The organism is Halogeometricum sp. CBA1124, assembly GCF_009741955.1.
Classification (GTDB): domain Archaea; phylum Halobacteriota; class Halobacteria; order Halobacteriales; family Haloferacaceae; genus Halogeometricum; species Halogeometricum rufum.
Genome location: NZ_WPCD01000030.1, coordinates 1 through 12,123, shown reverse-complemented (window position 1 = coordinate 12,123; position 12,123 = coordinate 1). Strand labels below are relative to the sequence as shown.

Genomic DNA, 12,123 nt, shown 5'->3' with positions numbered 1-12,123 from the left:
AACGAACAGGGTTTAGTGACGCGTCGTCGTTCGTGGAAACCGACACATGGTTGAAATCGCAACGCTCGGTCGGCTGTTCGCCGGAGTCGTGCTCCTACTCGGCAACGCCTACTTCGTCACTATCGAGTTCGCGATGACCCGCGTCCGTCAGTTCACCGAGGACCAGTTCCAGGGGTCCCGGGGACTCGAACGCGCGTGGAGCATGACCGAACGGCTGGAGATATTCCTCTCCGGCTGTCAGCTCGGCATCACCATCTGTAGCGTCGGGCTGGGCGTCGTCGCCGAACCTGCCCTCGCCGCGGTTCTGGACCCGGTGATACGGAGTCTCGGCCTCCAGGGCGTTCTCGGGTCGGGCGGTGAGGGCGGACACGCGGCGCTGTCCGCGATAACCGCGTTGGCGTTCATCAACATCCTCCACTTGACCGTCGGCGAGCAAGCGCGACGTACCTCGGAATCGAGCGGTCCAAGCAGGTGGCGAAGTACGGGGCTCCCATCCTCTACTGGTGGACGCGGATATTCTCCCCAGTCATCCGCTTCGCCGACTGGCTGGCGAAGGCCATCCTCTCTCTGTTCGGCGTCAGCATCACCCGCTCCTGGGCCGAAGAGGAGGTGGAGGGCGAGGAGACGCCGTCGCGAGGCGAACTCCTCAGCGACATGGGCGACGCGCTGGCGCAGTTGGACATGCCCGAGGACCGCAGAGACGAGGTTCTCAACGCCGTCGCCATCGACCGGGTTCGGACTTCGGACATCATGGTCGACCGCGACGACATCGTCTCCGTCTCGACGGAACGCTCGACCGAAGAGAACCTCGAGACGGTGCGGTCGAACTCCCACACGCGCTTTCCGCTCGTCGGCGAGAGCGTCGACGACGTGGTCGGGACCATCTACCTCCCCGCGCTCGTGCAGGCGATGGACGCCATCGAACGGGGCGAGACGGCGTTCGCCGACATCGCCTCGGAGCCGATGACCGTCGCTCCGGACGTCCCCGTCGCCGACCTCATCGACGAGTTTCAGGCGGCCGAGCAAGAGATAGCTCTCGTCGTCGAGGAGGGTCGGACGGTCGGGCTGATAACCGCCACCGACGCGTTCGAGACCATCACGGGCGAACTCGAGGACCCGATGGACGAGGACGCGGACCGCGACGACCCGGCGTCGTAACGCGCCGCGGCGTGAGGACGTTCTCTCGGCTGGGTGGCCCGGCGCGACTCAACCGCGATACGTGAGCCACAGCGTCGCGCTCCCGCCGACCGGGAGGACGAACCAGAAGCTCGCGACGCGGTAGAGGAGCGCTATCGCGGCGGCCGTCGCCGTATCGATGCCCGCGAGTGCGACGAGCAGGCCCGTGACGGCGGCTTCGACGCCGCCCAGACCGCCCGGCGTCGGCACCAGACTCGCCATCGCGCTCGCGGGGACGACGAACGCGACCAACTGGAGCGGGAGCGAGACGCCGACGGCCCACGCGGCCAGCCACAACGGGAGTGCGAAGAACACCCAGCCGACGTAGGCGAACGCGAGCGTCTCGGCCACCCACGACCGGCGTGCGCCGAGGTCACCGAGCAACGAGAAGAACTGCGCGACGCGTTGTTCGATGCTCTCGCTGTCCACGAACCGGACGCGGGAGGCTATCGGGTCCAGTATCCGACTGAGCCACCGCGTCGCCGCCCCGCGGGCCCGCCAGACGCCGTATCCGACGAGCGGGAGACACAGCGCCATCACGCCGAGTCCGTACACCAGCGCGCGGACGTTCCTCGGGACGCTCCCGGTGAGTCCGAGCACGACTACGCCGACGCCGGCGAACGAGAAGAACGGCAGGAGGTTCAGCGCGTCGGTGGTGACGACGCTCGCGAGCGACTCCTCGTAGCTCGCGTCGTGGTCCGCCGACAGCACCGCCGCTACGAACGGGCCGCCACCGGCCTTCCCGAACGGCGTGACGTAGTCGGCGAACGTCGCGGCGAAGTACGTCGGACGAGGTCCCGATACGGCACGTCGACGTTCAGCGATGCGAGCACCGTCTCCCAGCCTTTCGCCCAGAGCGAGAGCGCGACGAGCGAACTCGCGCAGGCGAGGACGACTGGCGTCGGGTCGGCCGAGGCCAGCGCAGAGAGGATCGACTGCCACCCGAGGACGTAGCCGAACGCGTACAGCAGTGCCGCGGCGACGAGAAACCCGACGAGAGACTTCGCGACGGCCCGACGGTCGAACGCTGACTCGCTCATCGCACGGGCGTTCACACAGCGAACGGAAAAGTCAGATGGCGGGCGGCCTCCCGGGCGGCGGGCGACTCAGCGGACGACGAGCGGTTCAGCCCTTGTTCGCACGGGACGCGGGGTCGTCAGTCTCGACTTCGATGGGCGACCGGATGAGGTTACCCCACTCGGTCCACGACCCGTCGTAGTTCCGCACGTCGTCCCAGCCGAGCAGTTCGTGCAGCGTGAACCACGTGATGGACGAGCGCTCGCCGATGCGACAGTAGGTGACGACTTGGCTGTCGCCCTCGATGCCGTACTCGGCGTACATCTCCTCCAGTTCATCGCGCCCCTTGAAGCGGCCGTCGTCGGCGAGGTTCTCGCTCCAGGTGACGTTCTCCGCGCCGGGGATGTGACCCGCTCGCTGGGCGGTTTCGGGGCTGCCCTCGGGCGCTATCTTCTCGCCGCGGTACTCCTCGCCGCTCCGAACGTCCACGAGGGGAACGTCCAGTTCGAGTGCGTCGTCGACGCCCTCGCGGTAGATGCGGAGGCCGTCGAACGGGCCGCTGGCGTCGTACTCCCGTTCGGGAAAGTCGGGCTCCTCGGTGCTCGTCGGGTAGTCGTTCTCCATCCAGTACGGGCGGCCCCCGTCGAGCAGTCGAACGTCGTCGTGGCCGTAGTACTTGAACTGCCAGTAGGTGTAGGCGGCCCACTGGTTGGACTCGTCGCCGTACAGGACGACGGTCGAGTCCTCGGTGATGCCGGCCTCGCCCATCATCTCCGCGAAGTCCTCCTTGTGGAGGATGTCGCGCTGGACCGAGTCCTGGAGGTGCGGCCCCCAGCGGAACCCCACGGCGTTCGGGATATGCGACTCCCCGTACGACTCCTCGTAGTCGATGTCGGCCTCGACGAGGCGGTAGTCCGGGTCGTCGCTCCCGAACTGTTCGAGGTGGTCTTCGACCCAGTCGGCGGTGACGAGGGCGTCGCTGGCATAGGCTCGGGAACTCATGAGTACGTCCGACGCTGGTCTCGCCACGTCCAATAATCATTGGGCCGAGCGGACGGACAGACGGCGCGGGGAACGTTCACTTCAGCGGGGCCGAATCGAGCGTAGACGACGCATTTCGTCGGTCTCGAAGGGCCACAGAGCATTTGTGAGTCGATACCGAACCACAGACCGAATGACCGACGCAGAACAGCGCCGAAGCCGCGAACTGGGCATCGAATTCGGCGAATTGAGCGAGAAACTGGCGTCCCACGAGTACCGGGCGACGAAAGCGGAACTCGTGAGCGAGTACGGAGAGCGGACGCTACGGCTCCCCGGCGGCGAGACGACGTTCGCGGAGACGCTGTCGCCCTACGACGCCGACGAGTCGTTCGCGTCCGCGGGCGAAGTCCGGCGAGCGGTGGTCACGACAGTCGGGTCAGACGCGGTCGGTCGCGAGCGGTACAGCGACCGCGGAATCGGGAACAGGCTGGACGAGGACGACGAGTCCGTCTGAGCGGTTCGCTCGAAGGTCCAAGCCTCACTCGGGCGCCATCGCCACCGCCTCCTCGCGGACGTGCGTCTCGGTCAGGAGGACGTACATCGCCTGACTCCACTGGAGGTTCGCGTTCCAGCGGACCCCCCCGTCGCCGGTTATCTGCTCGGAGAGCAACCCGGCCGCCGTCGTCCACGACGGGGCGTCCTCGAAGACGTACTCCCGGAGAGCGTCCTCGTCGCCGTCGAGCCAGCGGACCACGTCCGCGGCCGCCTCGCAGAGCGGCCACCCGCCGTCCTCGGGTTCGCCCGTGGGCGTGAAGTCGTCTTCCGGGTAGCGGCCGACGCACGCCGTCTCCGAGGCGCACCACGCATCGTCGGTCGCGAGTTCGACGGTCGAACGCATCTCGTCGCTGTCGGCGGCGACGACGTTCCACGGCCACGTCGCCATGAACGCGGCCGCGTCGGGCCGGTGGTCGGGCGCCACCTCGTCGTCCCGGTCCGGGCTGTCGGCCGTGACGTAGTGGTCGCCGAGGTAGGCGTCCTCGCGGAAGCAGTAGTCGTCGAAACAGTCGGCCCAGACGGCCGCCCGTTCGCGACAGTCTTCGGCGAACGCGTCGTCGCCGCGCGCCTCGGCCATCTCGGCCATCGCGCGCAGGCCGGCGATGGCGGCGGCGCTCCCCTCAGTGGAGTGGCCCCACACCTCCTCCCACGGGTCCTGCGACTTGCCGGGGAACCCGTTCCCGTTGTCGTACCCCAGGAGGAACTCCGCGGCGGCGCGACTCATCTCGTAGTGGGCGTCGAGCACGTCGTCGTCGCCCGTGTGCTGCCAGAGCAACCAGTGGGCGTAGACGGGGCCGCCCACCTGGTCGAGTTGGAGCGCCGTCCAGTGGGGTTTCCCGTCTGTCCGGTAGTTCTGCCACCACGTCCCCTCGCGGGGGATGCCCCGTTCGTCCGACACGTCGTCGGTTATCTGCTTGTCGTCCAGCCATTCGAGCGCCGTTCGGGCCTCGTCGACGGCGTCGCCGGCGAGCAACGCCGAGACGAGGAACACCTGGTCGCGCGGCCACACGAACCGGTAGCCCTGGTCGTTCGGTTCGAAGGCGCCCGCAATCATCGCGCCGCAGGGGTCCTGCGCGCACTTCATGCTCGTCAGCGACCGCTCGTACATCGCGTTCACCGTCTCGTCGTCCGTCGGTCCGTCGGCGACGCCCTCGTGCCACGCCTCCCACGCGTCGGCGAACGCGTCGCGTTCGGCCTCGTACCCGCTGTCGAGGGCGGTGGCGACGGCGTCGAGGGTGTCGTCCTCGGTGCGACCGAAGCCGACGGCGGTGAGCCAGGTCACCTCGTCGGCGTCGCCGACGTGGAGGCCGAACCCGAGGTCGACGTGGCCCGACAGTTCCTCGTTCGAGTCGATGTAGCCGTCGTTCTCGCCGTAGATGTCGTGCCACGCGCTCTTGTCGTCGCCCTCGGTCTCGCCGAGGCGACCGATTCGGCGGCCGTCGAAGACGCGCTGACCGGTCTCTGGCCGGTAGAGCCCGACGGCGAAGTAGCGCTCCCCGTCGTGCGAGACGAGGCACTCGTACTCGCTGTCGTCGCCCGCGACGGTGGCGACGTGCGCCTCGTCGCCGTCGTCGGCTTCCTCCGCCGCGGTGATGGAGGAGTTGAGGACGGAGAACAGCGTTCGCTCGCCCGCCGCGCCGAACTCGGCGCGGTTCCGCAGCAGGAGTGCGGGTTCGTCGGCGCTGACGAGGAGGTCCTGCCGGAGTGTCGCCGCCGTGCCGTCGGCGAACTCGAACTCGTTCTCGACGTGCACCTCCGGGACGCGCGGCGACTCGTACGTCACGTCGCTCTCGACGGCGTCGTTGCGCACGTCCAGCGTCTGCGCTCTGTCCGCGTCCCACAGGAGGGTGTGGAAGTCGCCGAACTGTTCGACGTCCGCGCGGAACGCGGAGGTGTCCTCGACGACGGCGCCGTGCCAGTCCTCGCCGGCGGCGTGCGAGGGGTACTGATTCACCGTGGATAGCACGTAGCCGCCGTTCTCGTCCGGCGCGCTACAGATCGCATCCTTGTCACTCGGCGGGTGTCGCCCGTCCATAGGTTTCGTATCCGAAACGGTCGGCCGCCTTGGTTAGGTGCCTTACGGCCGAGTCGAGGGTGGAGTTTACACCGCGGTCACATCGAGTCCCAGGCCGCCGCCGCGCGTTCGCGCCCGCGACTTTCACCAGCCACCGGGCGGAGATGGCCTTCTTCAGCACCTCCGCGGGCCGACCGCTGAACGTGTTCACGGGCGACCCGACGACGCCGTGGGCGACGGCGTCGTCGCCGACGGAGACGAGCGTTCCCTTGTTGATGTACGACCAGTGGACCGGTTCCTCGCCGGCGATGGTCCGCGCGACGTTCTGCCCGACGTGCTTTCCCTCCTCCATGGCCGCCTCCGCCGTCGGCGGCGGCGAGGAGTCCGCGTCCGGGTGGACCACCTGCTCCCACAGGTCGTGTTCGGAGGGTGGGCCGCCGTCGGCGTCCTGGTCGACGAGTGCCGCGTCACCGATGGCGAACACCCGGTCGTCGCTCGTCTTGAACGTCGAGTCCGCATACGCGCGGTTGTGGTCCGTCTCGATATCCACGTCGGACATCGAGTCCTGACCGGTGACGCCGCCCGCCCAGACGAGGACGTCGTAGTCGAGGCTGTCGCCGCCGTCGAACTGGATGGCGTCCTCGTCGACTTCGGAGATGGCCTTCCCGGTGTCTATCTCCACGTCGTGACGCTCCAGTTCGTTCTGGATGGCACCCTGGAACTCGTGGTCGTGCCCGGGGAAAATTTCGTCGCTCTGTTCGACGAGGTGCACCTCCACGTGCGAGTCCGTCCAGTCGCGGAGGGCGGCGACTTCGCCCGCCGTCTGGATACCCGTCAGGCCCGCGCCGCCGACGACGACCCGAGCGGGGTCGGTTCGCGAGGCGTCGGTGGCGGCGGCTTTTATCGACTCGTGGATGCTCAGAGCGTCACCGAGGCTCTCGACGGTGTGAGCGTGGTCCTCCAGTCCGTCGATGCCGTAGAAGGCGGTCTGACTCCCGAGGCAGACGACGCAGTAGTCGTAGTCGAGGTCCGACTCGTCTTCGAGTCGGACGGTCCGGTCGTCCACGTCGACGTCGGTGACGCGTCCCTGCACGAACTCCGTCTCCTCGTCGGCTATCTCGTCGACGTCGACGGTCACGTGGTCGCGGACCGAGGGGTCGCGGATGCAGCGGTGGACCTCGTGGAGGACCAGGTGGTAGGGGTCCTCGGAGACCCACGTGAGGTCCGCGTCCTCGTCCAGTTCGTCTTCGAGACTCCGAACGGCCGCACACCCGGCGTATCCCGAGCCGAGGACGACGACTCGCGTCATTGTTACAGTCATCGGGTGAACGAATGGAAGTGGCTTAAGCGCGGTGGCGACGGGGCGAGGACGCCGCCGTATCGTGCGACGCCGGCCGACCGAACTTTCCGGGGAGACGGCGAACGACGACGTATGGCACCGGAGATTACGCGCATCGAGACGACGGAGTTCAGCTATCCGCTCACGGACGTCGGCACGGACGGCGGGTACAACCTCGCCTACGACCCGGGAGCGACGACCGAACGGCGGTTGTTCGCCATCAAGGTGCTCACCGACGAGGGCGTGACGGGCGAGTTCGTCGGGGGCAACTCCCCCGCGTTCGCGCAGATACACGAGGTGGCCGACCACCTCGTCGGGGCGAACCCGCTTCGCCGCGAACGGCACTGGAGCGAGATCAAGCGCGCCCTCCGGAAGTACGACCGGATGGGCATCGGCCCCCTCGACATCGCCCTGTGGGACCTCGCGGGCGAGTACTACGACGCGCCCATCCACGAACTCCTCGGGACGTACCGGGAGCGTCTGCCCGCGTACGCCTCCACCTACCACGCCGACGACGAGGGGGGCCTCGACTCCCCCGAGGCGTACGCCGACTTCGCCGAGGAGTGTCTGGAGATGGGCTACGGCGGCTTCAAGATTCACGGCTGGGGCGGCAGCGACGACAGGCGGAACGTCGGACGGGAGGTCGAGACGGTCCACGCCGTCGGCGAACGCGTCGGCGACGAGATGGACCTCATGATAGACCCGGCCTGCGAGTACGAGACGTTCGCCGACGCCCTCCGCGTGGGGCGCGCCTGCGACGAACAGAACTACTTCTGGTACGAGGACCCCTACCGCGACGGGGGCATCTCCCAGCACGCCCACCGAAAGCTCTGCGAGAAGATACGGACCCCCCTCCTGCAGACCGAACACGTCCGCGGACTCGAATCGCACACGGACTTCATCGACAACGACGCGACGGACTTCGTCCGCGCGGACCCCGAGTACGACGCGGGCATCACGGGCGCGATGAAGATAGCCCACGTCGCCGAGGGGCACGGACTCGACGTGGAGGTTCACTCGCCCGGCCCCGCACAGCGACACTGCATCGCGGCCATGCGGAACGCCAACTACTACGAGATGGCCCTCGTCCACCCCGACTGCGGGAACACCGAACCACCGGTCTACGAGGGCGACTACGCCGACGAACTGGACTCCATCGACGACGACGGAACCGTCCCCGTCCCCGACGGCCCGGGACTGGGCGTCGACTACGACTGGGAGTTCATCGAAGACCACGCCGAGGGCGGCCGGACGTACGAGTAGCGACGGCCGACCCGGACCCGCGTGAACGGCGAGTTCTTTTTTCACGGATGCTATCGAAGGAAGCAACGACATGGTTCACTCGACGTGGAGCGACTGGTTCGTCACCGAGGAGATAGAGGCGTCCGAACCCGACGGCCTGTCCGTCTGGTACCTCGGCGGCAACGGGTTCGTCTTCCGCACCGCGGAGACGACGCTGTACCTCGACCCGTACTTCGGCGACGGGTCGCCGCCGCGGACGATTCGGATGGTCCCGGTGCCGATGGACCCGAGTGCGGCGGAGTTGTGCGACGCCGTCCTCGTCACCCACGAGCACATCGACCACATGCACCCGCCGTCGTACGGCCCACTCGTCGAGGAACTCGACGCCGACGTGTACGCGCCGGAGGCGTCGTACGAGAACCCCGCGTACGACGGGGACTTGCGCGTCCCCGAGGGACAGAAGAACCTCGTCGCGGCCGGCGACGAACTCTCGTTCGGCGACGTGGACGTCCACGTCCGCGGCGCGAACGACCCCGACGCGGAGGAACCCGTGACGTTCGTCGTCGAACACGGCGACGAGACGTTCTTCGCGGCCGGCGACTCCAGACCGGCCGAGGCGTTCGAGGCAATCGGCGAGGAGTTCGACCTGGACGTGGGCGTGTTCGCCTACGGGACGGTCGGCAACATCGTCCACACCGAGGACGGCGGCGAGACGTATCCGACGGAGTGGTACAACGACGGCGAGCAGATAGCCGAGGCGGCGAACGCCCTCGAACTGGACCGCCTGCTCCCCACTCACTGGGACCTCTGGCGCGGCGTCGGCCACGACCCGAAGTCCCTGCACGAACATCTCGCGTCCTACGAGTACCCCCGAACGCTGGAAGTCGTCCGCGTCGGCGACCGTATCGACGTGGGGAAACCGGGCGTCGTCCGGCCGAAGGACCTCCGCGAGGGCGAGTGAACGCGTCTCGGTTCTGACGCAGTCCGAGCGGGGGTCTCACCGCTCTTCGACGCGGAGGTCGAGCGTCTCGCAGAGCGACTCTATCTCACGCCGTATCTTCCGGGCTTCGTCCGCTTCGGCCCCCACGTCACTGCGCGCGAGTCCCCCCTTCCCACCGCCGACGACGACGGTTACCTCGCACGTCGTCTCCTCGACCAGGTCGAAAATCGTCGTCGCCTGCACCGAGTCGAGCGTCCGATAGTAGAGGCGTTCGGTGACGATGACGGCGAAGTCCTCGCCCGCGTAGTCCTCGCGGTGGTCCCGTGCCACGTCGGCCAGTGCGCTCGGCGTCTCGCTGGCGCGTTCGCCGCGGACCGTGAGTTCGACTCGCTCCATCGTCGGAACCACGAGACGAACGTCCGTTATCGCTATCGGTTCGGTGAACCGCCTCCGTCGTCGGTATTCGGACCCCCGGCCGGTTCGCTCCGACGGAAGAACTCGAAACCGCGTCCTCGACGAGGGGGACGGCGAGTAGACTTAACAGCCAGACGGTCGCAGGGCCGACCATGGGAACCGCGAGTTTCGACTTCGGCGACGAGACGGTCATCGTCACCGGCGGGAGCGCCGGTATCGGTCGCGCCATCGCGCTCCGATTCGGCGAGGCGGGCGCGACGGTGGTGAACGCCGACATCCAAGAGAACCCGAAGATGGAGGGCGAGGACACGCCGACCCACGAGGTGATTCGCGAGGACGGCGGCACCGCCGAGTACGTCGAGACGGACGTGTCTGACCCGAGCCAACTGGAGTCCGTCGTGGAGGCCGCCCGCGAGTTCGGCGGCGTCGACGTGATGGTGAACAACGCCGCCCAGCAGCACAGCGAGACGTTCCTCGACGTCGAACAGGCGGACTTCGACGAACTGATGGCGACGAACGTCCGCGGCTACTACTTCGGCACGCAGGCGGCCGCGCGGGACATGGTCGACCGAGACGACCCCGGTTGTATCGTCAACACGGCGTCGATCAGTTCGGAGGTGGCCCAGTACGACCAGGTGCAGTACGACGCGACGAAGGGCGCGATAAAGATGGTGACGCGCGGGACGGCGCTGGAACTCTCCGACCACGACATCCGGGTCAACGCCATCGCCCCGGGTCAGATAGCCACGGAGTTCACCGAGGGCTGGAGTAAACAGGCGCAGGACGCCGCGGGCGACGAGGAGGGCGGGTTCATCAAGCCCATTCCGCTGGGACGCGCGGGCCACCCCGAAGACTGTGCGGGAGCGACGCTCTTTCTCGCCAGTGAGGACGCCGCCTACGTCACGGGCGAACTCGTGTACGTGGACGGCGGGTGGACCGCCATCTGAGGCGACCGGCGAGTGAGCGACCCGCCTGCCGGACGGCCGCGCGGAACGACTCGCGTGTCAGCCGCCCGTCTCCGCGACCGGCGGGTCGCGCGGCGTCTCGCGGGTGGTCGCCCCCAGACTCGGTCCCTTCCAGACCGTCACCGCGATAGCGGCGACTGCGACGACGGCCGCGAGCAACGCGTACCCGGTCGTCGCGACGGCGCCCGCCGCCCCGCCGACGGGGTAGAAGTTGACGACTGCGTTGCCGCCGGCGTGGAGCAACATCGCCGGCAGGACGCTCCCCCGACTCACGTTCGTCAGCCACGTCAGGACGACGGACATCGCCACCACCTGCGGGAGATACAGCCACGGGGCGATGTCGTTCTGAATCGCGCCGGGGAGGACGAACAGCGGTGCGTGCCACGCGGCCCAGACGACGCCGACGACGAGTGCCGCGCGGAGCGAACTGTGCTCCTCCTGCAACCGAGGGAGCAGGTAGCCACGCCAGCCCGGTTCCTCCTGTCCACCGCCGAACAGGAGTACGAGTGCGAGGATGATGGGGTACTCCAGCGGAGACGGGAGCGACTCGGGCGTCAGCGTCCCACCGAGGACGGCCCAGTGCGTCAGTCCCGCCAGTCCGAGGGCGACTACCGGCAGTCCGAGCGCAACGGCGTAGTAGCGGGGCGCGACGCGGAACCGGAAGACCCGTCCGAGCCACGCCCGGACGCTCTCGCCGGAGAGTGCGGTCAGGAGCGTCGCGGCGAAGAACGGGCCGAACCCACCGAGGACGAACGCGACGGTCCGGAGCGTCGGGCGACCGGGGAGGGCCGACCACACGAGCCAGCAGGTCCACGAGAGCGCGTACGTGACCGCCGAGAAGACGGCGAGCGGGTGACGGTCGAGGAGCGAACGGCGGGCCATAGCGGAGTGATGCGGGCGCTCCGCAAAGAACTACCCACCGTTCGCAACGGATAGGAGCGCGAGCGACAGTTATGCCGCCATCGAGCGTACTGCCGAGAGAGAGGCTATGGACGACGCATCACGACCGGAACCGGACGCGGCGGCGTTCCCGGCAGACGCCGACGCCGAGACGCGAGCGGAGTTCCTCCTCCGATACGCGGTTCTCGCCCCGTCGAGTCACAACTCCCAGCCGTGGCTGTTCGGCGTCGAAGACGACGAGATACGGGTGTACGCCGACGAGTCGAGACAGCTCACCGTCGCCGACCCGGACGGAAGAGAACTGTACGTCAGCGTCGGCTGTGCGCTCGAAAATCTCCTGGTCGCCGCCGAGCGGTTCGGCGTCGGTTGCACCGTCGAGTACGTGGCGGACGACGACAGGCCGGAGAGCGGACCCGACGCCGCGCGGCACGTCGCGACGGTTCGGCTCGACCGGGAGTCGGCCGTTGTGACCGACCGGGAGTCGGCCGCGGCGACCGGCCGTGAATCCGCGCTGTTCGACGCCATCGCCGACCGTCGGACGAACCACCGACCGTTCCGGTCGGAGTCCGTCTCCGAGTCG

General features: G+C 68.2%; 11 protein-coding genes and 2 pseudogenes. 6 read left to right on the top strand and 7 right to left on the bottom strand.

Annotated elements, in window-relative coordinates; all coding sequences use genetic code 11:
* Nucleotides 1-46 precede the first annotated feature (46 nt).
* Nucleotides 47-1,158 (top strand): annotated as a pseudogene (locus GJ632_RS06445) (CNNM domain-containing protein).
* A 48-nt stretch (nucleotides 1,159-1,206) separates the two neighbouring features.
* Here GJ632_RS06445 and GJ632_RS06440 read toward each other — a convergent pair.
* The 3 genes from GJ632_RS06440 to GJ632_RS06435 all read right to left on the bottom strand — a co-directional run bounded on the left by GJ632_RS06440 (nucleotide 1,207) and on the right by GJ632_RS06435 (nucleotide 3,195).
* The gene (locus GJ632_RS06440) at nucleotides 1,207-2,001 is read right to left on the bottom strand and encodes a lysylphosphatidylglycerol synthase transmembrane domain-containing protein (RefSeq protein WP_343161058.1); all 795 of its coding nucleotides are present in this window, start codon (nucleotides 1,999-2,001) and stop codon (nucleotides 1,207-1,209) included.
* Entirely contained in the window at nucleotides 1,893-2,216 is a 324-nt protein-coding gene (locus GJ632_RS25215) for a hypothetical protein (RefSeq protein ID WP_343161059.1), read from the bottom strand. Before GJ632_RS25215 ends, GJ632_RS06440 begins: the two co-directional genes overlap by 109 nt.
* An 85-nt stretch (nucleotides 2,217-2,301) precedes the next feature.
* A complete protein-coding gene (locus tag GJ632_RS06435) occupies nucleotides 2,302-3,195 on the bottom strand; it encodes a sulfurtransferase (protein WP_191452443.1) in 894 nt (297 codons plus the stop codon).
* A 172-nt stretch (nucleotides 3,196-3,367) separates the two neighbouring features.
* Here GJ632_RS06435 and GJ632_RS06430 point away from each other — a divergent pair, with 172 nt between their 5' ends.
* Nucleotides 3,368-3,688 (top strand): hypothetical protein, encoded by a 321-nt coding sequence (locus GJ632_RS06430; RefSeq protein WP_191452442.1) that lies wholly within the window; start codon nucleotides 3,368-3,370, stop codon nucleotides 3,686-3,688.
* A 24-nt stretch (nucleotides 3,689-3,712) separates the two neighbouring features.
* Here GJ632_RS06430 and GJ632_RS06425 read toward each other — a convergent pair whose 3' ends face one another.
* Both GJ632_RS06425 and GJ632_RS06420 read right to left on the bottom strand, forming a co-directional pair.
* Entirely contained in the window at nucleotides 3,713-5,764 is a 2,052-nt protein-coding gene (locus GJ632_RS06425; protein ID WP_191452441.1) for a glycoside hydrolase family 15 protein, read from the bottom strand.
* Nucleotides 5,739-7,052, bottom strand: coding sequence for an NAD(P)/FAD-dependent oxidoreductase (locus GJ632_RS06420; RefSeq protein ID WP_191452440.1), 1,314 nt, complete (start codon nucleotides 7,050-7,052; stop codon nucleotides 5,739-5,741). Before GJ632_RS06420 ends, GJ632_RS06425 begins: the two co-directional genes overlap by 26 nt.
* A gap of 123 nt (nucleotides 7,053-7,175) precedes the next feature.
* On the opposite strand from GJ632_RS06420, the gene GJ632_RS06415 reads away from it, so the two are divergent.
* The gene (locus GJ632_RS06415) at nucleotides 7,176-8,345 is read left to right on the top strand and encodes an enolase C-terminal domain-like protein (RefSeq protein WP_191452439.1); all 1,170 of its coding nucleotides are present in this window, start codon (nucleotides 7,176-7,178) and stop codon (nucleotides 8,343-8,345) included.
* Nucleotides 8,346-8,415: 70 nt separating this feature from the next.
* The gene (locus GJ632_RS06410; protein ID WP_191452438.1) at nucleotides 8,416-9,285 is read left to right on the top strand and encodes an MBL fold metallo-hydrolase; all 870 of its coding nucleotides are present in this window, start codon (nucleotides 8,416-8,418) and stop codon (nucleotides 9,283-9,285) included.
* Between the two features lie 36 nt (nucleotides 9,286-9,321).
* Here the strand turns inward: GJ632_RS06410 and GJ632_RS06405 are convergent, their stop codons facing one another.
* Complete coding sequence (locus GJ632_RS06405) at nucleotides 9,322-9,660, bottom strand: hypothetical protein (protein ID WP_089809603.1); 339 nt, start codon at nucleotides 9,658-9,660, stop codon at nucleotides 9,322-9,324.
* Nucleotides 9,661-9,830: 170 nt separating this feature from the next.
* Between GJ632_RS06405 and GJ632_RS06400 the strand changes: the two genes are divergently transcribed.
* Nucleotides 9,831-10,625: an SDR family NAD(P)-dependent oxidoreductase gene (locus tag GJ632_RS06400; RefSeq protein WP_191452437.1), complete on the top strand. Its 795-nt coding sequence runs from the start codon at nucleotides 9,831-9,833 to the stop codon at nucleotides 10,623-10,625.
* A gap of 57 nt (nucleotides 10,626-10,682) precedes the next feature.
* Here the strand turns inward: GJ632_RS06400 and GJ632_RS06395 are convergent, their stop codons facing one another.
* Nucleotides 10,683-11,525, bottom strand: a complete 843-nt coding sequence (locus tag GJ632_RS06395; protein WP_191452436.1) for a CPBP family intramembrane glutamic endopeptidase — start codon at nucleotides 11,523-11,525, stop codon at nucleotides 10,683-10,685.
* 106 nt (nucleotides 11,526-11,631) lie between these two features.
* Here GJ632_RS06395 and GJ632_RS06390 point away from each other — a divergent pair.
* Nucleotides 11,632-12,123, top strand: a pseudogene (locus tag GJ632_RS06390) (hypothetical protein); the annotation flags it as partial.